Origin of the sequence: Algoriphagus kandeliae (assembly GCF_004571135.1) — a bacterium.
Lineage (GTDB): Bacteria > Bacteroidota > Bacteroidia > Cytophagales > Cyclobacteriaceae > Algoriphagus > Algoriphagus kandeliae.
Map to the genome: position 1 here is coordinate 506,335 of NZ_SPSB01000004.1, position 21,292 is coordinate 527,626.

Annotated in this window: 21 protein-coding genes and 1 tRNA gene; 9 read left to right on the top strand and 13 right to left on the bottom strand. The window is 40.5% G+C overall.

The window, feature by feature from the left end; genetic code table 11:
- Positions 1-3: 3 nt before the first annotated feature.
- Positions 4-948 carry a glycosyltransferase family 2 protein gene (locus E4S40_RS14545; RefSeq protein ID WP_135075671.1) on the bottom strand — a complete coding sequence of 315 codons (945 nt, stop codon included), beginning with the start codon at positions 946-948 and terminating at the stop codon, positions 4-6.
- 118 nt (positions 949-1,066) lie between these two features.
- Between E4S40_RS14545 and E4S40_RS14550 the strand changes: the two genes are divergently transcribed.
- The gene (locus E4S40_RS14550) at positions 1,067-2,728 is read left to right on the top strand and encodes an ArnT family glycosyltransferase (protein ID WP_135075674.1); all 1,662 of its coding nucleotides are present in this window, start codon (positions 1,067-1,069) and stop codon (positions 2,726-2,728) included.
- Here the strand turns inward: E4S40_RS14550 and E4S40_RS14555 are convergent.
- The 7 genes from E4S40_RS14555 to E4S40_RS14585 form a co-directional block, all read right to left on the bottom strand.
- Positions 2,722-4,227 carry an ArnT family glycosyltransferase gene (locus E4S40_RS14555; protein ID WP_135075677.1) on the bottom strand — a complete coding sequence of 502 codons (1,506 nt, stop codon included), beginning with the start codon at positions 4,225-4,227 and terminating at the stop codon, positions 2,722-2,724. The genes E4S40_RS14550 and E4S40_RS14555 overlap by 7 nt on opposite strands.
- Positions 4,228-4,290: 63 nt before the next feature.
- Positions 4,291-4,596, bottom strand: a complete 306-nt coding sequence (gene hpf, locus E4S40_RS14560; RefSeq protein ID WP_135075680.1) for a ribosome hibernation-promoting factor, HPF/YfiA family — start codon at positions 4,594-4,596, stop codon at positions 4,291-4,293.
- Between the two features lie 36 nt (positions 4,597-4,632).
- Positions 4,633-5,517, bottom strand: coding sequence for a tyrosine-type recombinase/integrase (locus E4S40_RS14565; RefSeq protein ID WP_135075683.1), 885 nt, complete (start codon positions 5,515-5,517; stop codon positions 4,633-4,635).
- 154 nt (positions 5,518-5,671) lie between these two features.
- A complete protein-coding gene (gene rpsU / locus E4S40_RS14570) occupies positions 5,672-5,866 on the bottom strand; it encodes a 30S ribosomal protein S21 (RefSeq protein WP_135075686.1) in 195 nt (64 codons plus the stop codon).
- Positions 5,867-6,074: 208 nt separating this feature from the next.
- A complete protein-coding gene (atpC, locus tag E4S40_RS14575) occupies positions 6,075-6,320 on the bottom strand; it encodes an ATP synthase F1 subunit epsilon (protein ID WP_135075689.1) in 246 nt (81 codons plus the stop codon).
- A gap of 77 nt (positions 6,321-6,397) precedes the next feature.
- A complete protein-coding gene (atpD, locus tag E4S40_RS14580; protein WP_135075692.1) occupies positions 6,398-7,900 on the bottom strand; it encodes a F0F1 ATP synthase subunit beta in 1,503 nt (500 codons plus the stop codon).
- A gap of 221 nt (positions 7,901-8,121) precedes the next feature.
- Entirely contained in the window at positions 8,122-8,625 is a 504-nt protein-coding gene (locus E4S40_RS14585) for a C40 family peptidase (RefSeq protein ID WP_135075695.1), read from the bottom strand.
- Positions 8,626-8,794: 169 nt separating this feature from the next.
- Between E4S40_RS14585 and E4S40_RS14590 the strand changes: the two genes are divergently transcribed.
- Both E4S40_RS14590 and E4S40_RS14595 read left to right on the top strand, forming a co-directional pair.
- A complete protein-coding gene (locus tag E4S40_RS14590) occupies positions 8,795-10,141 on the top strand; it encodes an MBL fold metallo-hydrolase (protein WP_135075698.1) in 1,347 nt (448 codons plus the stop codon).
- Between the two features lie 137 nt (positions 10,142-10,278).
- A complete protein-coding gene (locus tag E4S40_RS14595) occupies positions 10,279-10,518 on the top strand; it encodes a hypothetical protein (protein ID WP_135075701.1) in 240 nt (79 codons plus the stop codon).
- 86 nt (positions 10,519-10,604) lie between these two features.
- On the opposite strand, the gene E4S40_RS14600 is transcribed toward E4S40_RS14595, so the two are convergent.
- Positions 10,605-12,791, bottom strand: a complete 2,187-nt coding sequence (locus E4S40_RS14600; protein WP_135075703.1) for a S9 family peptidase — start codon at positions 12,789-12,791, stop codon at positions 10,605-10,607.
- A 147-nt stretch (positions 12,792-12,938) separates the two neighbouring features.
- Here E4S40_RS14600 and E4S40_RS14605 point away from each other — a divergent pair, with 147 nt between their 5' ends.
- The 4 genes from E4S40_RS14605 (at position 12,939) to E4S40_RS14620 (ending at position 17,478) form a co-directional block, all read left to right on the top strand.
- Positions 12,939-13,502 (top strand): hypothetical protein, encoded by a 564-nt coding sequence (locus tag E4S40_RS14605; protein WP_135075706.1) that lies wholly within the window; start codon positions 12,939-12,941, stop codon positions 13,500-13,502.
- A gap of 100 nt (positions 13,503-13,602) precedes the next feature.
- Entirely contained in the window at positions 13,603-14,592 is a 990-nt protein-coding gene (locus E4S40_RS14610) for a D-alanine--D-alanine ligase (RefSeq protein WP_135075709.1), read from the top strand.
- Positions 14,593-14,961: 369 nt separating this feature from the next.
- Positions 14,962-16,125 carry an AIR synthase related protein gene (locus E4S40_RS14615; protein WP_135075712.1) on the top strand — a complete coding sequence of 388 codons (1,164 nt, stop codon included), beginning with the start codon at positions 14,962-14,964 and terminating at the stop codon, positions 16,123-16,125.
- A gap of 3 nt (positions 16,126-16,128) precedes the next feature.
- Positions 16,129-17,478: a neutral/alkaline non-lysosomal ceramidase N-terminal domain-containing protein gene (locus tag E4S40_RS14620; protein ID WP_135075715.1), complete on the top strand. Its 1,350-nt coding sequence runs from the start codon at positions 16,129-16,131 to the stop codon at positions 17,476-17,478.
- On the opposite strand, the gene E4S40_RS14625 is transcribed toward E4S40_RS14620, so the two are convergent.
- Positions 17,456-18,067, bottom strand: a complete 612-nt coding sequence (locus E4S40_RS14625; RefSeq protein ID WP_161971810.1) for a class I SAM-dependent methyltransferase — start codon at positions 18,065-18,067, stop codon at positions 17,456-17,458. The genes E4S40_RS14620 and E4S40_RS14625 overlap by 23 nt on opposite strands.
- Before the next feature lie 8 nt (positions 18,068-18,075).
- Positions 18,076-18,900 carry a hypothetical protein gene (locus E4S40_RS14630; protein ID WP_135075721.1) on the bottom strand — a complete coding sequence of 275 codons (825 nt, stop codon included), beginning with the start codon at positions 18,898-18,900 and terminating at the stop codon, positions 18,076-18,078.
- Between the two features lie 99 nt (positions 18,901-18,999).
- Between E4S40_RS14630 and E4S40_RS14635 the strand changes: the two genes are divergently transcribed.
- Positions 19,000-19,635, top strand: a complete 636-nt coding sequence (locus tag E4S40_RS14635; protein WP_135075724.1) for a GDSL-type esterase/lipase family protein — start codon at positions 19,000-19,002, stop codon at positions 19,633-19,635.
- 20 nt (positions 19,636-19,655) lie between these two features.
- On the opposite strand, the gene E4S40_RS14640 is transcribed toward E4S40_RS14635, so the two are convergent.
- Both E4S40_RS14640 and E4S40_RS14645 read right to left on the bottom strand, forming a co-directional pair.
- Entirely contained in the window at positions 19,656-19,907 is a 252-nt protein-coding gene (locus E4S40_RS14640) for a hypothetical protein (RefSeq protein ID WP_135075727.1), read from the bottom strand.
- A 230-nt stretch (positions 19,908-20,137) separates the two neighbouring features.
- A tRNA-Met gene (locus E4S40_RS14645) sits at positions 20,138-20,210 on the bottom strand.
- A 188-nt stretch (positions 20,211-20,398) separates the two neighbouring features.
- On the opposite strand from E4S40_RS14645, the gene era reads away from it, so the two are divergent.
- Entirely contained in the window at positions 20,399-21,292 is an 894-nt protein-coding gene (era, locus tag E4S40_RS14650) for a GTPase Era (RefSeq protein WP_135075730.1), read from the top strand.

Consider the following 21,292-nt stretch of genomic DNA (forward strand, 5'->3'; position numbering starts at 1 on the left):
TTCCTATTTCTTTCCTTCAAAAACAGACCTCACGGTGTAGGTCTTTTTATGCTGGGATTCGAAATAGGTTCTTACAATCATCTCAGCAATAATACCAGTAGTAATAAGTTGAATTCCACCCAAAATCAGAATAAAACCCAAAATCATAATGGGTCTTCCCCAGATATCTTCTCCAAGTAGTTTCAAGACCAAGAGATAAAAACTAATCACGGATCCGGCCAAAAATGACAATAGACCTATCCCCCCAAAAAGGTGAATCGGGCGTTGAAGATACTTTTGGAAAAATAGCATCAGAATTAAATCTGACATAACCTTGAAGGTTCGACTCAAGCCGTACTTCGAGGTTCCATGAATCCTTGGATGATGCTTCACATCCACCTCTGTCATTCGAGCTCCCTGCTCCTTCGCTAATACAGGAATAAATCGATGCAATTCTCCGTACAAGCCCATATTTTGAGCGATTTCAGCCCTATACACTCGAAGCGTACAACCATAATCACTTAGGTATACTTTGGTGGAATTTCGAATAATCCAATTGGCGATTTTGGAAGGGATTTTTCGAAGAACAAAGCCATCCTTTCGCTTGGCACGTACACCTGCCACCACATCCCAATCTTCATCGATTGCTTTCTGAAGCATACCCGGAATGTCTGAAGGATCGTTTTGCAAATCCCCATCCATAGTCACGATGTACTTCCCCTTCGCCAAATCAATTCCCGCTGCCAAGGCCGTGGTTTGTCCATAATTCCTGTTAAAAATGATCAACTTGGTTCGCTCATTGGCGTACTTCTTCACCTCTGAAACTGTCCCATCCGTCGATCCATCCTCAACCAAAATCACCTCATAATCCAAATCAGCCAAAGCTTCATAGGTTTGGTCAAGAAGGGGTAGGATGTTTTTTTCTTCATTGTAAACGGTGATGACTACCGATAAAAGTGGCTGGCTCATAGGATAAAATTTGGTCAAAATTACTCCAAATAAATTCTAAGGACAAAAACCGTCCTTATACACAAGTCCTACAACATAAAATTTGGCAGGCAGTTCCCAAATCAGATTATCTTTGTGCATGATTTTTTCCAAGTCCACCGAGCTTAAAATCAACCCTTGGATTCTCATGGGGGTATTCTGCGTATTAGTAGGTCCCTTTGCGTTGAATTTCCACATGAACTATCCCGATGAAATGTACTATCGGGATGCAGCAGTAGAAATGCTTCGAAATGGAGACTATCTGACCACTTATCTAGGTAGCGGTGAACTTCGATTTAAAAAACCCATTTTGACCTATTGGGCGGTTTTGGCTGGATTCAAACTCTTTGGTGTGAACGCTTTTGCCTCCCGTATTTTTTTCCTATTAGCTGGAGCAGCCACAATTGGCCTTACCTTTAAGCTTGCCAAAATCCTATTAAAAGAAGAAAAAATAGCATTCGTTTCGGCTTTGATCATGGCCGCGAATCCGGTTTTGATTCTCTCTTCCGGAAGATCTATCCCGGATATTTTACTAGTGTGTAGCATGACCCTCAGTGCGCTGGGCTTTGCTTCTTATTTAAAAAATGAGGACAGAATTCCGAAATGGACACCTTGGGCTTTATTTGGTGGTTTGGCTTTGGCTTTTGAAGTCAAAGGGCTGCCTGCCGCTGCTTTGGGAGGAATCGGAATCATTTACCTGATAGTTAATCCTTGGAAAAAAATCCCGCTAAAATCCCTTTTTCATCTTCCTTCGATTTTAGTGAGTTTGGTTGTTGCCCTCTTTTGGTTTGTAGCCATGTGGATTATTCATGGACCTACTTACCTAGAAAGCTTTTTGGGAGATCAGGTAGGCGAACGGGTAGCTTCAAGAGGGATTTTGATAGTAAAACATGGTTTGCAGGCACTTGGACTTATGCTTGCCATGTTTATCCCTTGGATTTTCTTTGCATTCCCAAAGTTGAAAACAAACATCCTCAAGGCTTGGAAAGAGAACCCACAATTTTCGGGATTTACCTTGCTATGGGCTTTGGCTATTCTGGGAATGGGATCTTTAACCATCAAATTCTATGAACGCTATCTGTTACCGGTTGCACCGGTTTTGGCGGTTTATTTGGGATGGATTTTAGTCAAAGGAGAATTTGAAATTCGAAAATTAGGACTGAAAGTAGCTGCTATTTTCTTCTATCTCTTAAATGTCATTCTCCTAGTAGCTGGATTTTATTTGGCATTAAAAGGGCATTTCATTTGGATCCGAATGGCATTGATTGTAACTGTTTTGGTTTATGTGGGAAAATTGATTTGGCGTGGAGAAAAGCTCCCAAAAGCCATAACCTATTCCTATATATTGATATTCCTGAGCTATACGCTCTTTACCTCCTTGATTTCTTTTCCACACCCCGGAAAGCAAATCCAATTGGAACTTCAAGAAATGTATGATCTTGCGCCTTCAAAAATCGGTTTTCGGGGAAATAATCATGTAGCCTCCAAAATTCGAATGTCGGTCTATCCTACAACCCGATTGATCAATTTGGATAAAATCAACTGGCGAAATCAATTATCCGAATATGACTACCTGATTTTGGAAGATGAGTTTTATGACTCCATTAGCTCGGAGAATTTTATCATTCAAAAGCAGACAGTGAATTGGAGTTCTAAAGCAACCCCAGAACTTATTAAAACATTTGGCACTCCGCAATACGACAGCGTCTTGAATGCTTCTGGTAAAAAATTCTATTTACTCCGTCGTAAATTGGATCAATAGGCATCTGAATTTATAGGCTCATATTTTTGGAGATTTCTCCAAAATTGAATTTTCGCAGATCGTAGGTACTCATCACGAAAATAAACAGGGAAATCTTCCTCGTATATCAGTTCCTGAAAGGTGGTGACGGTACCAGGAGAATCCTCATGAAAACTTACAAAAACCCCCGTTTCTTCTAGACCAGCATGGAAACCCACACTTTCCCAAAGGTCAAATTGATTTCTTCTTCCCCCTCTAGCTATTTGAAATGTTTGTGGATGAGCAGGAAGATAAAATGCGAGTTCAGAAGAAACATGATAGCTCTCAGAAAAGTAAAATGAATCCTGAATTCCCAAACTATCTTCCAAAAAGGCAACCCGGTCTGCAAGTTGGTTATAGCCAGTCAATCGCTTAAAAACAGCAATTTCCAGTTTCTCTAATCCTACTAGTTTTTTCCAACCATTAATCTCAGGGATCATCAAAAGAACTGACAAGAAAATTCCTAAACCTATCCCCCAGGTTCTGATTTTGCTCCAGATTACTGAATCCTTCTCAACGACATAAGCCAATACAATAGCCAAAGTAGGGTAGCTAAAGGCAGGCCAATTCACCTGAACAACTGTAAACAAACTAATAAATGCGAAAGTCAAAAATGAAACAGCTGCTGGGAGAATTAAGAATAACTGTTTCGAATCAAATTTCCGGACCTTACAAGCAAATAGAATCCATAAGGGGAGTAAAAAAAGGGAAGCTATTAACAATTGTCCTCCCAAAAATTCCAAAAAACTTAAAAGCATCTCCCCTAAATCTCTACCTGGAACCGATCCATTGACCCCTCCCAAAGTTGCTAAGTGCCTAAATGTTTGAAAACCATTTTCAGAATTCCAGACCAAACTTGGAAGCAAACCAATCAGTGAAATCACTGCGAATAAAAGAAACTCTTTTCCATAGTTTTTTATTCTTCCAGCCAAAAAAAGGAACAAACCCAAAGATGGGAGTACTAACACCATAATTGGCTTGGAAGCCATTCCTAATAGAGCTGCAATACCCGCAAAAACCCACCATTTCAATTTTTCTTCTTTTAAAGCTTTGGCCACTAGAACCCAGGTCAAGATCCAGAAAAAAGTAAGCTCTGAATCTGTCATGTGAAAGGTGGAAAAAAGAATAAAGAAGGGCATAGAACTGAGAATCAAACTCGCCCAGAATGCAATCCTTTTTGAGTGAAAGAGAAAATCAGTGAGGTAAAAAACCAACCAAGCTGTCCCTATCCCAAGCAATGCTGCGTTGATTCGTACTGCTAGCTCGTTGACCCCCAAAATGGAAGTACTAATGAAATTAAAAACTGCAATTAATGGTGGTTTGGAATAATAGTGCCATGCTAGGTTTTGAGACCAAAGCCAATATTGTGCTTCCTCAGTAAATAAATTGATTTCAGGTCGAAGTGTAAAAGCTATCTTCAGGGCTATTAGTAGACCCTGTACCAACCAAAAAAGCAAAATATAATTTTTAAAAATTTTCATCTTGGAATCTTAAGCAAAAAATAAGCCCTTGGTAATCCAAGGGCTTAAAAATGTGTTTAGGTTTTATTGCTTAGCCAAGAGGACTTTTTCCTTATACTTCTTGATTTGTCTACGAAGTCCCTCTACCGCTTCATCGGCAGCAGCTTCAAAAGAGTCACTTTGATTTTTTGCAAAAAACTGCTTTCCAGGAACGTTCAACTTGATTTCAACAATTTTATTTTCATTCTTCTCATGCTTGTCCAATCTCATAAAAACTTCGCCGTCAATAATACGGTCAAAATAGGTGTCCAATTTGTCGGCTTTTTTCTGGATAAAATCAATCAACTTCTGATCTGCGTCGAAGTGGATAGAGTGCATTTGCAGTTTCATAGCTTTTAGCGTTTAGTGGTTGAACAATTTATTTATTTACGCTTTAGGATGTGCCTGTTCAAACACAGCCTTCAGTTTTTCCATAGAATTGTGAGTGTAAATTTGTGTAGCTGCCAGATTAGCATGTCCCAACAAGTCTTTAACAGCATTCAGGTCAGCACCCTTATTGAGCAGATGGGTAGCAAAGGTATGTCTGAGCACATGGGGACTACGCTTGCTAGTCTGAGCAAAAAGATCCAAATATTTCCTGACTGTACGATATACCATCATTGGATAGCTTTGCTTCCCTGAATTCGTTACGATAAAGTACGGATTTTGACCTGAATTCGGAAACCTTTCCTCAAATACTTTTTTGTATGAAATTATATTTTGAATCAGCCCTTTTGAAAGGGGAATTACCCGTTCTTTCTTTCGTTTTCCGAGCACTCTGACCTGCTCAAAATGAAAATCCACATCGGACCATCTAAGCCCAGTTAGCTCCGAAAGACGAACTCCTGTCAAGTACAAAAACTCCATTATCATCCGGTCCCGTTGTCCTTCAAATCCCTTTTCATAGACATCCTCTTCTAAAACGTCCTGAATGCTCTTTTCCTGTACAAACTCAGGGAGTCTTTTCGGATTTTTTAGAGATTTTAACTTATAGGTAGGGTCTTTTTGGATAGTTCCCTGCCGTAAAAGGAATTTATAATAAGACCTTAGGGTAGCCAATTTTCGGTTGACTGAGGTGGTGCTAAGTCCCTGCTCCACCAAGTCAATAATCCATGCACGGATTTCAGCATGCCCTGTAGAATAAAGCTCATTCTGTTCAAATGACAAGTCCAAAAACTCCTCAAACTGTCTCAAATCCCGTTCATAGGCTTCTACCGTATGGGGACTGCTACGTTTTTCAAATTGGAGGTAATTGATAAAGGACTCAATCATGGGACTTAATTCTTACCTTAAGTTAGACGAAAAATCAGAAATCCCTACATAACATAAGTCACAGAAAAAAATCTAAGATCCTATTTGAAAAAGGGCAATAAAAAAACAGCGAGCTTGGGACCCGCTGTTTTGATTCTATTCGAAAACGACTTGATTACTTTTCAGCCTCAGACTGAAGGCGTTGCTTGTAAGCCGCTTTGATAACTTGATCTCTTCTCTTAACAGAAGGCTTGGTGAATGCTTGACGAGCACGGAGTTCACGAACCGCACCGGTTTTGTCAAACTTCTTTTTGAAACGCTTTAGCGCTTTTTCGATGGATTCGTTCTCTTTTACGTTTACTATGATCATATGTTTACACCTCCTTTCGGGTGGCAAAGGTAGAATAAATAATTGGAAATCTGAAAGATTGGAAGATTATAAAATTTGAATCAAGCAAAACTAAAAATGACCGGATTCATATAAGCTGATTTTTTAGCCCTATTTCAAGCGAAAATCACACAAAAAAAGTCCAACCCGTTCGAGTTGGACTTTCATTTATTACATATTGGTAATTGAATTAGCCTACTACTTTTTCAGCCAACACAACAATCATGTTGTTCTTTACTTCTACCACACCGCCATCTACTATCATAGATTGCTTTCCTTCTTTTGTGGTAAAGGAAACCGTCCCTTTTGCCAAAGCAGAAACAATCGGAGCGTGATTATTCAACACCTGAAATGCACCAGAAGCACCTGGAAAAGAAGCTTCTGACACTTCTCCCTGAAATACTTTTTTATCCGGTGTAACGATTTCTAATTGCATGTTTTTCTAGTTATTGAGTAAATAGTTATTGAGTTAAAAGTGAGATTGCCACACTTAATACCCAGTAACTAATTTTCTTACTTCACTTCAGCAAGCATCTTCTCACCCTTAGCGATCGCATCTTCGATGCTACCAACCAAGTTGAAAGCTGCTTCAGGAAGGTGATCCAATTCACCATCCATGATCATATTGAAGCCTTTGATAGTATCTTTAATGTCTACCAACACTCCTTTAAGACCTGTAAATTGCTCTGCTACGTGGAATGGCTGAGACAAGAATCGCTGAACACGACGAGCTCTGTGAACGACTTGCTTATCTTCTTCAGAAAGTTCTTCCATACCCAAGATTGCAATGATATCCTGCAATTCTTTGTATCGCTGAAGAATCTCTTTCACTCGCTGTGCACATCCATAATGCTCTTCTCCCAAAATATCTGGAGAAAGAATTCGAGATGTAGAATCCAAAGGATCTACCGCAGGGTAAATACCCAATTCGGCAATCTTTCGAGACAATACGGTAGTAGCATCCAAGTGGGCGAAAGTAGTCGCCGGAGCCGGGTCTGTCAAGTCATCCGCAGGTACGTAAACCGCCTGCACGGAAGTGATGGATCCGTTCTTAGTAGAAGTGATTCGCTCCTGCATGGCCCCCATTTCAGTTGCCAAAGTAGGCTGATAACCTACCGCTGATGGCATACGTCCCAAAAGTGCGGACACTTCAGAACCTGCCTGAGTGAATCGGAAAATGTTATCGATAAAGAATAGGATATCCTTACCAGCACCTTCTCCATCACCATCTCGGTAATATTCTGCCAAAGTCAAACCAGTCAAAGCCACTCGCGCACGAGCACCTGGAGGTTCGTTCATCTGACCAAATACGAAGGTTGCTTTAGAATCCTCCAATTTCTTCATATCAACTTTGGAAAGATCCCATCCACCTTGCTCTTCCAAGGTATGTACGAAGTCTTCACCGTAAGTCACGATACCAGACTCGATCATTTCACGAAGCAAGTCATTTCCTTCACGGGTTCTTTCACCTACACCAGCAAACACAGACAAACCAGAGTAAGCCTTCGCGATGTTGTTGATCAATTCCTGGATCAATACGGTTTTACCTACACCGGCACCACCGAAAAGACCAATCTTACCACCTTTTGCATAAGGCTCGATCAAGTCGATTACTTTGATACCTGTATATAATACCTCAGTAGAGGTTGAAAGATCTTCAAACTTAGGAGCAGATCTGTGGATTGGAAGACGCTTTCCTGCAGGAACCTGAGGAAGGCCGTCAATTGCTTCACCTACCACATTGAAAAGACGACCTTTGATCGCATCACCGGTAGGAACAGAGATAGGTTGACCCATATCTTTTACGTCCATGCCACGAACCATCCCTTCAGATGAGTCCATCGCAATTGTTCTTACCCGGTCTTCACCAAGGTGTTGCTGAACCTCCAAAACGACTGTTTGGCCGTTTTCTTTGGTCACTTCCAATGCGTCAAGGATGTTTGGCAGCTTACCGCCTTCGAAGGAAACGTCCACTACGGGTCCGATTACCTGCGTTATCTTTCCAATATTTGCCATTTGATTGAATGAAATGTAAAAAGGATGTGCTTTTTGAATTCGTGCGCAAAATTAATCAATAAAGCCTAATACCAAAGGATATTTGGAAAATTAATCCATTCAATTTCAAAGACCTGTTGGCTTTCGCGCTTTGTTCCTCGCTTTAAAATTTCCTTTCTTTTCAAATTCCTTTTCCAGAAAAGATTTTGGGGAGGTTTTTATATTATGTATTCAAAAATTCATCACTCCAAAACCCTTCTTGCAAATAAAAAAGCCTTATCCCAATAGCGATTACTCAGGTAATCTTCTGTCACGCCCAGGGATGTTGATGCATGGATAAAACGAATATCCCCTTTCTTTACCTCAGTGACTATTCCCGCATGGGTCACCCGATTCCGCCGTTTACTTGTAGCAAAAAATAGCATGTCTCCTGGCTTTAGTTCACGAAGAGAAACTTTCTTCCCCTGCTTTGCCTGATCGGCTGACATACGAGGAAGGTTTATCCCAACCGCATAATAAGAATGAAAGATTAAAGCAGAGCAATCAATTCCTGCACGACCGGTACCTCCATATTTATAAGGTGTCCCATAATAAGATTTGGCAGTTTGAATGACCGTAAAAACGGGATCCTCCTTTGATAGTTTAGATGACTTGCAGGAGAAAAAAACCAATCCTGAAATGAGCAAAAACCAAGCAAAAAGCTTTTTAGAATACTTTTGAGATAAGTAGGTATTTTGCTTGCTCATACAATCAATTTTAATAACTAACCGTTTCTGATGCAACTAAATTGCTCCAAAAAACATTTATAATCCATCAGTCGTCTGACTGTCTTTTGGTTACGTGACATGCGTCACCGAAACTGACTTTTGTCAGGTTTTAACTTTGTGCTATCAAATTCGAAAAACCATATAGAAAATGAATATCCAACAATTTTATGACGAAGGCTTGGCACATGCCAGCTATGCAATCTTAAGTGAAGGAAAAGTAGCCTTGGTTGACCCAGGAAGAAATCCTCGACAGTATTATGATTTTGCAGAAGCAAACAATGCACAAATCGTTGCAGTCATTGAAACTCACCCACACGCGGATTTCGTGAGTTCTCACTTGGAATTCCATCAAAATGAAGGAGCAAGTATTTATGTTTCCAAACTAGTAGGCGCAGAATATCCTCACACTGGATTCGACGAGGGAGATTCTTTCCAAATGGGAAAAGTTTCTTTCCATTCATTGCATACACCAGGTCACTCCCCGGATTCTATCAGCATTTTGTTGAAAGATGAAAATGGAAAAGACTATGCGCTATTCTCCGGTGACACCTTATTTATTGGTGATGTGGGTCGTCCTGATTTGCGTGAAAAAGCTGGAAACATGAAGGCTCAACGTGAAGAATTGGCGAAAATGATGTACCACACTGTACAGGATAAATTGAAGCCTTTGGCAGACGATGTAATTGTTTACCCGGCTCACGGTGCAGGTTCACTTTGTGGCAAAAACCTAAGCGATGCCCGCCAGTCTACTATTGGTGAGCAGCGTGCTACCAACTGGGCATTTGGAGATGTAGATGAGCAAACATTTGTAAACTCTCTTTTGGAAGGACAGCCATACATTCCAAAATACTTCGGATATGATGTGGATATGAATAAAAAAGGTGCTCCTGCCTACCAGCGTTCCATCTCTCGAGTAAGCATTTGGCCAGAAGGGTCTAACATTCCTGCAGGTGCTTTGGTAATTGATACCCGTGAGCAGGACAAATTCCGCGCAGGTCATATCCCGGGCGCTATCAACATCATGAATGGTGGAAAATTTGAAACCTGGTTGGGATCTATCGTAGGTCCAGAAGAGCATTTCTTCCTAGTGGCTGACTCTGCCGCAGAACTTGAAATTCTAATCTTCAAAGCTGCAAAAATTGGCTATGAGCAATTGATCAAAGGTGCTGTGGTCAACCCTGCTGGAATGACCGAAACTGAAAGCACTTTCGATGTAGAAGCATTCAAAGCTAATCCAGATACCTTTACAATTGTAGATATCCGAAGTGCAGATGAGCACAAAAACACTCCAATCTTTGAAGAAAGCATCAATATTCCTTTGCACGAATTACGCGAGCGAGCTGGAGAAATTCCAGCTGACAAACCTGTAGTAGTTCACTGTGCAGGTGGATATCGATCAGCAGCCGGTTCTAGTATCGTATCTGGTACTTTAAAAGGAGCCGAGGTGCTTGATTTCAGCGAAGCAATCAAAGATTTCCAAGAAGTTGTTCACTAAGCGAATGGCGAAAGTTGATTAATCACCTAAAGTCCCTGAAGAATTTCAGGGACTTTTTTTATTTCATATTGGTTAAAAAAATTAGAATCGCCCCAAGCATTTTCACTAATTTGGAGGCTTAAAAGGAATCGAAAAAGATGAGTAGGGAAGAGTTTAGAAATATGCCTTTACACCAAAAGATCAAAACCCTTTACCTGGAAGGGACTTTCGTGGTGGCTATTCGCTACTATCGGCATAAGATCAATCTTTACCTATTGGAAAATGAATACATCGAGGTCTTTTATAATCACAAGGAAGACAAAATTGATAAAATAGATTTTTTGCCCCGAGATCATAGCCGAATGAAGTTCTACTTGGATCAGATCAAATTGGCATAATTGCTCACAAAGTCGCAACGCCGCAAAGTGTTTTCAACAAAAAAACCGCAGAATTTACGTCCTGCGGTTTTTTTAAAATTTATTCTTTACAGCTTTCGTTTCAAGAAATCAGTCATTTGCGTGTACAAATGCCAAGTGGTATTTCCTCCGTAAATCCCATGGTTTCGATTTGGATAATAGAAAGTCTCAAACTGTTTATCCGCCGCAATTAATGCATTGACCAGGTCGACTGTATTTTGAAAGTGCACATTGTCGTCTCCTGTTCCATGGATCAACAAGAAATTTCCTTTCAGTTTATTCACATGGGTAATCGGACTATTGTCATCATACCCAGCTGGATTTAATTGAGGAGTTTGTAGATAACGCTCCGTATAGATCGTGTCATAATACCTCCACGTAGTCACCGGTGCAACTGCAATGGCTGTTTTAAACACATCATTACCAATCATCAACGCTAGGGAAGACATATAACCACCATAAGACCAGCCCCAGATTCCGATTCGGTTGGCATCTACATAAGGTTGCTTCGCAAAGTATTTAGCGCCTTCGATTTGGTCAATGGTTTCCAGTTTTCCAAGATTGGCATAAGTGGCATGCTTGAAATCACGTCCACGTGCTCCTGTCCCTCTATTGTCCACACAGGCAACGATATACCCTTCTGCTACCAAAGCTTGATGCCAGAAATCTCGGGTTCCTCCCCAGGAATTCCGTACGTTTTGAGAACCTGGTCCTCCGTAGACATACATCAAAACCGGATATTTCTTGTTTGGATCAAAATCAGCAGGCTTGATCACATAGCCGTTCAATTCTGTTCCATCAACTGTTGGGAAAGAGAAAAACTCCTTTTTCCCTAAAGCAAAACTTTTCAATCGATCCTGCAACTCAGCATTATCTTCCAAAACTTTAATATCCTTTCCAGAAGCTTCCTTCAAAGTTACTACGACCGGTGAATCCGCTGTCGAATAGTAATCAATAAAAAAGCGATGGTCAGGACTCATGTTAATGGTATGGGAGCCTTTGGATGGAGTTAGTTCCTTTTTGTTTTTTCCAGATAGATCTATCACATAAAAATTTCGCTCCAAAGGAGATGCCTCTGTGGAAACAAAGTAAACCTTCTTAGCTTTTTCATCTACTCCTACTAATTCGGATACTTCCCAGGGACCGGAAGTCACCTGTCGAATCAAGCTCCCATCCATTGCATGATGATAAATATGCTTATAACCGTCTTGTTCGGAAGTGCGAATAAAGCTCTTTCCATCACTCAGGTATTGCAGATTATCATTGAAATCCAAGTCTACATAGGTATCTGCTTTTTCAGACAAAATCAGCTTGCTTTCACCTGTAGTGGCATTTGCATGGAAAAGATCCAATTGATTTTGGAGCCGATTAAGACGGATGAATGCCAATTGATTAGGATCCTGAGTCCAGTAAATTCTAGGCAAATAAATATCTGTTTCTGAGCCTGCATCCATTTTTGATGTTTGGCCGGAAGCCAAATCGTAAACACGAATACTTACTTCGGAATTTTTCTCACCAGCTTTTGGGTATTTAAAGCGGTAATCTTCTGGATATAATTTGCCCCAAAGCTGCATGTTGAATTCAGGGACCTCTGTCTCATCGAACCGAATAAAAGCGATTTTCTTTCCGTCAGGAGACCATTTAAAAGCCTGTGCCATAGAAAATTCCTCCTCATATACCCAATCAGCAGATCCATTGATGATTTTATTCCATTCTCCATCAGTAGTAATTTGAGTAAGCTTATTCGTGGCCAATTCGACCATATAGAGGTTGTTTTCCTTTACAAATGCGACCTTATCATTATCTGGAGAAAGGGTAGCATAGGAAATTTTCTCACCATTCATCAGCTGTTGTTTTTCTCCAGTGACTAAATCAACCACGTAAAAAACACCCTTACTAGATCGGCGATAAATGGACTCCACATCTGTTGCAATCAGTGCTTTGGATTCATCCGCATTGAAAGAATAAGAAGTAAAGTTGATACCCAAAACTCTTCCGTCTAGCAACACTTCCTCTTCTTCTCCTGTCGCCAAATTAATTTTAACTACGGCGGGAAAACCAGCTCTATTTACCAGGGAACTGTAGTATTGTCCGTCTTTCATCCAGTTGATTCCGTAGACAGACTTTTGGGAAAAAGTGCCTTTTTTGAAGACATCTTCAAGCGTCACTTTTTTTAAGGCTTGAGCCTGAAGTCCTGATGTAGCCAAGACAAAGATCAAAAGAAGCAAACCGCCTTTTTTCAAGCTTTCAATCATATTCAAAGTATTTTTTGGGTGTATAGATCGGTAGTAGTCGGCGAATATAATAAATTCAGACTGTATCACCCTCCAAGGGCTCTGAGCCCCTTGGAGGGTTTTTTAGTTGAGTGAAGTTGATTATTTTAATGAATAAAATCTGAGAGAATGCCTCGTCCATTGACAAAGTTTGAGTCCGGTAAGTATTATCATGTTTGGACTCATGCAATTGGTAAAGAGAATCTATTTAGAGAAAAGGAGAATTATTATTTCTTCTTAAAAAAATACGAAATACATATTTCTCCAATTGCTAAGACTTTTGCCTATTGCTTAATGCCAAATCATTTTCATTTTATGATTCAAATTCGAGAAGAATCTTTGAAAGAACCTAGCCAGTCATTTGCAAACTTATTAAACTCATATGCCCAAGCATTTAATAAGATGTATAACAGAAAGGATAATTTATTCAACTCAAACATAAAACGGAGAGAAATCAAAGAAGACGCCTATTTCAGTAGGTGCATTACCTATATCCATCAAAACCCTACTCATCATGGATTTATCAAAGGTTTTGAAAAATGGGAATTCAGCTCTTGGAATGCATTTATGTCTTCAAAACCGACAAAAATTGAAAAAAATGCAGTCTTGGAATGGTTTGGAGGTCTAACTGGATTTGAAAAGGACCATCAGAAATTCTTTGGTTCTGAGGAGGAATTAATATTCGGAATATAAACTTCAACTCTCCGAGGGATTTTGAAACCCTCGGAGAGTAATTAAAGCTTGGAGCATCGATAGATTTTAACATACTTTGTTGAAGAAATTTTTCCCCACAATGAAGAAAAAAATTGCCTTGGTTACTGGAGGATTCACAGGTGAATCTGTCATTTCCCTGAAAAGTGCCGCAGTCGTAGAAAAAACCATAGACCGAGATCTTTATGACGTCTATAAAATCCTGATTTATCCAGGCAATTGGTATTTTGAATCAGTTTCAGGGGAAAATATCCCGGTTGACCTAAATGATTTCAGTATCCAAATCGCTGAGAAAAAAATCACTTTTGATGGAGTTTTTAATATTCTTCATGGTTCACCAGGTGAGGACGGAAAACTTGCTGGATACTTCGACATGCTTGGCATCCCTTACACCACTTGCGATCAATTGACTTCAGCTATCACCATGAACAAAGGCTACACCAAGGCAATCGTGGCTGATATCCCTGAATTGAATATCGCGAAGTCAATCCAGCTTTTTGAAAACTCTGGGCAAAATAGAAAGCGGATTGAATCCGAATTAAAACTTCCACTCTTCATCAAACCCAACAATGGTGGAAGCTCCATCGGGATGAGCAAAGTCAAAACTTGGGAAGAATTGCCAGAAGCCTTGGAGAAAGCTTTCGCTGAGGACAAGCAAGTGTTGGTAGAAGAATTTGTCTCCGGTAGGGAGTTTTCCATTGGTGTTTTCCGAGGGAAGGGTGAAATCACGGTTCTACCTGCTACTGAAATCGTAAGCAGTAAGGAATTTTTTGACTTCGAGGCAAAATACACGGCAGGAGTGACTGAAGAAATCACTCCGGGTCGAATGAATGAGGAAGAAGTGGCTCGTGTAGCAAGAATTGTCGAAAAGGTCTATGAAAAGTTAAACTGTAAGGGTGCCGTTCGGATTGATTATTTCTTAGAGCATGAAACAGGCAAGTTTTTCTTTATCGAAATCAATACCGTTCCAGGTCAAACCGAAACAAGCCTTATTTCCCAGCAAGTTCGGGCAATAGGAATGGATGTGAAAGACTTCTATACCCAATTGATTGAGGAGATGTTTGAAGGATAAGTATTCTCTTAGAATATCTTCTCGCAAAGACGCAGCGGCGCAAAGAATTCTAAAAATAGAATTCCTAGAAGTAAGTTTTATTTGGCCATCTAGCCATTTATCTCCAAAAAAAGAAAGCCCATTTTGTGAAGTTAAGCCGAAGCTATCTTGCCGGAGGCATATCTCCACGAGCAAAGCGAGTGCTATCTTGTGAGGCATGACCGAACATAAGTTACTGGATATTTCACGAGCATTGCGAATGCTATTTCAATCGCATTTCGCCGAAGGCATATTTCGCTCGACTAAGGAGAGCATATTTCCCTAATATTTCCTTCCCCAATGAATTGGAATCTGTAACTTTGTCCTTTGGTAACCAATCCCAAAAACCACATGAACGAGCGCTATATGAAGCGCGGTGTCTCCGCCTCCAAAGAAGACGTGCATCAGGCCATCGCAAATCTTGACAAAGGCCTTTTCCCAAAAGCATTTTGTAAAATCGTTGAAGACACACTCGGAAATGACCCTGACTTCTGCAACATCATGCATGCGGATGGAGCGGGTACCAAATCCTCACTCGCTTATCTTTATTGGAAAGAGACTGGGGATTTAAGCGTTTGGAAAGGGATTGCTCAAGACGCCATCATCATGAATATTGATGATCTTCTTTGCGTTGGAGCTGTCAATAATATTTTGGTTTCCTCCACCATAGGAAGAAATAAAAACCTCATACCAGGCGAAGTAATCTCAGCCATTATTCAAGGCACAGAAGAAGTGTTGCAAATGCTTCGGGATAATGGAGTGAATGCTATCCTTACCGGAGGAGAAACTGCCGATGTGGGAGATTTGGTGCGCACGGTGATTGTAGATAGCACGGTAACTTGCCGAATGCCTCGAGCGGAAGTAATCTCCAATGACAAAATCCAAGCAGGTGATGTGATTGTAGGCTTATCCTCTTTCGGAAAGGCCAATTACGAGACCGAATATAATGGAGGAATGGGAAGCAATGGACTAACTTCAGCCCGACATGATGTTTTCCACAAAATCCTAAAGACAAAATATCCGGAATCTTTTGATCCGGCAGTGCCTAATGACTTGGTTTATACCGGAAAATACAACTTGACTGATCCTGCTCCAGGAGCTCCAGTGGATATGGGTAAATTGGTACTGTCTCCTACTCGGACCTACGCCCCTATCATGGTAGATGTATTGAATTACCTACGTCCTCATATTCATGGGTTGGTTCACTGCTCAGGAGGTGCACAAACCAAGGTTTTGCATTTCGTAGACAATCTCCATATCATCAAGGATGATTTGTTTGAAACGCCGCCACTTTTCCGAATTATTCAGGAAGAAAGTGGAACGGATTGGAAAGAAATGTACAAGGTATTCAATATGGGTCACCGAATGGAAATTTACCTCGATGAGCGCTATGCAGAAGAAATCATTGATATCGCTGAATCCTATGGTGTTGAGGGAAAAATCATTGGTCGGGTAGAACCAATGGAAGGGAAAAAGGTGACTATTCAAAGTCCTTACGGAACATTCGAGTATTAATTCATGGCTGGAAAAACTGCATTGAAAAAATTTGGAAAGGTCCTACTAGGGATCTTTCTTTTTTTTGTGTTTTTGGCAGTTGTGACTATCACTCGGGTAGACCGAAGCCCAATAGAAGAGCAGGATTTTTATCAGGAAACATTCCAAAATCTGGAAAACTTACCTTTCCAAAAAAGCCAAGGAGAACATTGGTTGGCAGGCTGGGGAAAAGCAAATATGACTCCTTCTCAAGCAGTAGATTTGGTAGGCTATGCTCCTCGGGGTCCTTATGAATTTGTGCAAGACAGCAGTTTCGTCAAAACGATACTCCTGAGTAATGGAAAAAGCCAAATCGCATGGCTAAGCTATGAGTTGCTGATTGTCCATCCATTTTTAGCAGAAAAAGTAGAAGAAGCCATTCATTCCACTTTCCCGGAAATCAACCAAATAATTTTCACAGCCACTCATACCCATTCCGGCATGGGAGGTTACATGCCAGGCCCATTAGGAAACTTGGCTTTTGGGGGATATCAGGATGAAATCGTGCAACTCATAGCCGATCAAACACTCCTAGCATTAGGCCAGGCAAAGTCTAACATGGATACTGTGGCTATCAATTTCCGAAAAGCCGATGCCGGAGAATTGATTGCCAATCGCTTTGTAAAAGACGGACCCACCGATCCCTTTGTCCGCCAATTGATTTTTACCAAAAAGTCTGGCCAAAAAGCCACACTACTTACCTACTCAGCCCATGCTACCTGTCTAAGTTCAAAATTCATGGGGCTTTCGGGTGATTATCCTTTTTACCTGATGCAGACTATGGAAAACAAAGGTTTTGATTTTGCTCTTTTTGCTTCCGGCACGGTCGGTTCCCACAAACCAATTCCTAACGGGAATCAACCAGAAGACATTTTGCGCTATGCACAGGAATTGGATTCCATCAATCAGCTAAAAATGAGTCGTTATGCAACGATCAAAAATGCAGGTTTGGAATGGGTTCGACTGGATTTAAAACTAAGAGAACCACATTTGCGAATTTCTGATAACTGGCGAATCCGGCCTTGGCTGTTTGATGAACTAGTTGGAGACACAAATCCCCATTTGGATATTTTGAAATTAGGGAACACTCTTTTCATTGCTTCCAGTGGGGAAATTTCGGGAGTCTTTTATGAAAAATGGGAAAAGCAGGTTAATGCTGCCGGGCTTAATCTTATCATCACCACCTTCAATGGAGGCTATATCGGTTACATTACGCCTGACAGTTTATATGACGAGCATTTTCACGAAGTGCGGGAAATGAATTGGTATGGACCGGGAAATGGACAATATTTTGATGATTTGATCAGTCGAATTATTGAGAAGGCCGCTCTTTAGAGACTTCCCAAATCTGACTTCGAATCCAGCCATTTCTCCATTTTTTTTCTTCAACTAGTTCAAAGCCAAAATCTCTGAACCATTGCTCATAATTAGGCAGGTTACTACGAGGATGGCTTGCTGTGAACTTGAAAAACCATATCATGAGCTTAGTAATGATTTTTTGACAGAAATTTTTGGTTTGAAAAAATTCTGACAAAATCAATTTCCCCTCGGGTTTAAGTTGCTTCTTTATTTTCCCAAGAAGCTCCCTAATATCTGAATCACTCATGGTATCCAGGACAAAAGGCAGCAATACCCAATCGAAAGTAGTCGTGGAGGAAAAGGAACCCAAATGAAAACTCAATTTACTATCCTGAAGGTTCGTCTTTGCTTTTTCTAACATTGCATTGGAAAGCTCCCAATATTCTCCCCTCCAAGTCTTGGCAAAATCCACATAATCCAATCCATCTCCTCCTCCTATTATGAGAATATTTCCTTTCAAGTCCGCTGAGAGGAACTGTCGATTTGCATTAGAAAGTTGATCTCCAAAAATCAATCGTGAAAGCGGTCTATACCATGATGTTACCCATCGAAATTGGTCTTTCATTAACTTCTCTATTTCAAAAAGATCAACAATACCGGTAGGAAAAAGGCCCATTCCATCCCAATTCGTTTCTTTTCTGAATCTACCCCATCCATATTAAATACATACCAATGGCATAAAGTCATCAAAAAAAGAATCGCTACGAAAAGTTTATAAAAGGAAGGAATTATAACTAAAACCAAAATTAACAGGATCAATAACCCATACATCAAATACTTAATCCATAGAATTAGACTTACTGTATTCAGCTCCTGCGAAACCGAAAAAAAACCAGCCAATTGATCTTCTTCTTGATCTAAAAATGAGAGAATTAACAAGTTGAGGTTTGCCAGAAGCAAATACAACAGGAAAAACAATCCATGCCAAGCAGACCAGTCCAGAGAATTTGATCTTAAAAAGGGGAGCCAAGAAATCCCGATCACATAAAACAGTGCAATAGAGAATTCCTTCATCCACCCTTTACCAAACTTTAGCACCAAAAAGCGAATCCCTCCAATTAATCCACCTAACAAAAAGGTCCATTGCAGTTCGAGCCCCCAACCAAACCACCAAAACCCTCCTACCAATCCCAAAAGACCCAAAATCCCAATAACAATCAAAACCGGAACACGAGCTTGATGATGAAATTGCCTTCTGCCCGAAAGTTTTTCCCCAACCTTCTGTGCATCTAAGAGGTGATCCAAATTGTAAATACACCACACTGCCATCCCCAGAAGAACATAAGGTTGCCAGGGTAAGGCTACATGAAATAATTTGGAGAAAAAAAGCATGCCGGCAACAGCCCCCAAAACCACATCTATTGAGAGCCAGGAAATCCAGCGAATGATTTTCCCCAAAATTTGCATCTGGTAAAATTAGATGCCTCTGAGCGAGAAACAAGGGTTTTTTCCTTAACAAAAATTCCTAATTTCGGAAAACAACAAACCCAAAAACCCATGAAAACCTTTTCTCTCAGCCTATTTGCTTTTTTCCTTAGCTTTTTTGCTTTTTCACAGGAACCAATCAAAATCGCCTGTGTAGGAAATAGCATTACTCAAGGTCCAGGCAGGGAAAATCCAGATAGTTATCCCCTTCAACTGCAAGCCATACTCGGCGATACTTATTTGGTAAAAAACTTTGGAGTGGGTGGTAGAACGCTTCTTCGAAAAGGTGACTATCCGTATTGGAATGAACCGCAATTTCAAGAAGTGAAGGATTTTGCCCCTGATATTTTGGTGATCATGCTGGGAACCAATGATTCCAAACCCCAGAATTGGGCTCATAAAGCCGATTTTCGCCAAGATTATTTGGATATGATCGCTGAATTTAAAGCACACATGCCAGCTGATGGAAAGGTCTATGTGGTGATGCCTGTTCCAGTGACACAAGATAATTTTGGAATTACGGCTAATGTCATGAACAATGAACAGCGAATGATGATTATGGACATCGTACATTCCAGCGGTTCTGAAATGATTGACCTTTATACACCACTCATGGATCGCGCTGATTTACTACCCGATGGAGTTCATCCCAATACAGAAGGGCTTGGAATTATGGCTGCTACTGTAGCACGTGCTATCAGGCTGTAAATCGATCTAAAAAAATCAGCCTAAACAACTCTAGACTCCGAATACAAGTCATAAGCGGCAACGAGCATTTGGTTTTCCGGAGATTGACCGAATCGGGGATAGCTTTGGATTTGACTTCGTTCTTCGACATAAACAGGTCTATATTTCCTTTCTATCTCATCCCAAATCACCAGCAAATAAGCATAGGGAATCCGGCTTTCACGGCCATTTTCCAGCCATTCTTCAAAAAGATCTTCAGAAAGTGATTGAGGGTATTCAGGGCTGTCGAACATGTGTATCTATTTAGATTGGAAAATTAGATGCTCGGGAAGAAATTAAAAAGTTTGAAAGGCTTTAAAGTTCTATGAATTTGGAACATTCAAAAATTGTTAAAACAAAAAATCCGATCATTTCTGATCGGCTTCGCGGTAGCGGGAACAGCCCCGATTGTTATCGCGGGTCGAACCTGTGAATTCAATTGATAGAAATAAAAAAAGGACACCATCTCTAGTGTCCTTCGTAGTAGCGGGAACAGGACTCGAACCTGTGACCTTCGGGTTATGAGCCCGACGAGCTACCAACTGCTCCATCCCGCGATATGTCTTTGCTAAAATGAATCCGACGATCTACCTCCCGATAGCTATCGTTGATGCTTCATCCCGCGATATATTTTTAAAACTTTATTGTCTTATTTTTAGTTCCAACCGCCCTTGTGGCGAATTGTGGTACAAAGGTAAGGACAAACTCTCAAAAATCAAGTACCTTTGTCAAAAATTTAAGAAAAATGACTCCAAAATCTCATCAGGCTGGATTTGTGAATATCATTGGAAAACCCAACGTGGGCAAGTCCACTCTGATGAATATTTTGGTGGGAGAACCTATCTCCATCATTTCTCCTAAATCCCAAACCACCCGCCATCGAATTCTAGGTCTGACCAATTCAGATAATTATCAGATAGTTTTTTCCGATACGCCGGGAATGCTCAAGCCTCAGTATGAACTACATAAAAGCATGATGTCTTTTGTGAATCTTTCTTTGGAGGATGCAGATATAATTCTTTTTGTGACGGATTTATTTGAAACAGATGCAGAAATTGAAGCAATCATCGAGCGGATCAATAATTCCGGTGTTCCTGTTCTGTTGGTGATCAATAAAATCGATTTGGCCAAAGAAGGACAATTAGATCAGGTTACTGACTATTGGACATCAAGATTGAAGGCAGATACCCTGATTCCAATTTCCGCTTTGGAGAATTTCAATACGGAACGCATCCTTCAGGAGATTTTAGACCGACTTCCCGAACATCCACCTTTTTATGATAAGGAGGAACTAACGGACCGGCCGGAGCGGTTCTTTGCTTCCGAGATTATCCGGGAGAAGATCTTTAAAAACTATAAAAAAGAAATCCCTTATAGCACGGAAGTAGTTATTGAGGATTTTCATGAAAGCCCTGACATCATCCGCATGCGAGCCAATATTTTCGTAGAGCGAAACAGTCAAAAGGGCATCATAATCGGCGAAAAAGGAAAAATGCTCAAGAAAGTCGGAATAGAAGCCCGGCAAGATTTAGAAACCTTTTTCGGAAAAAAAGTCCATCTAGAAACCTACGTAAAAGTGGAACCGGACTGGCGTAAAAACAAAAACAAACTTAGAAAATTCGGATACGACCCCTCTTAA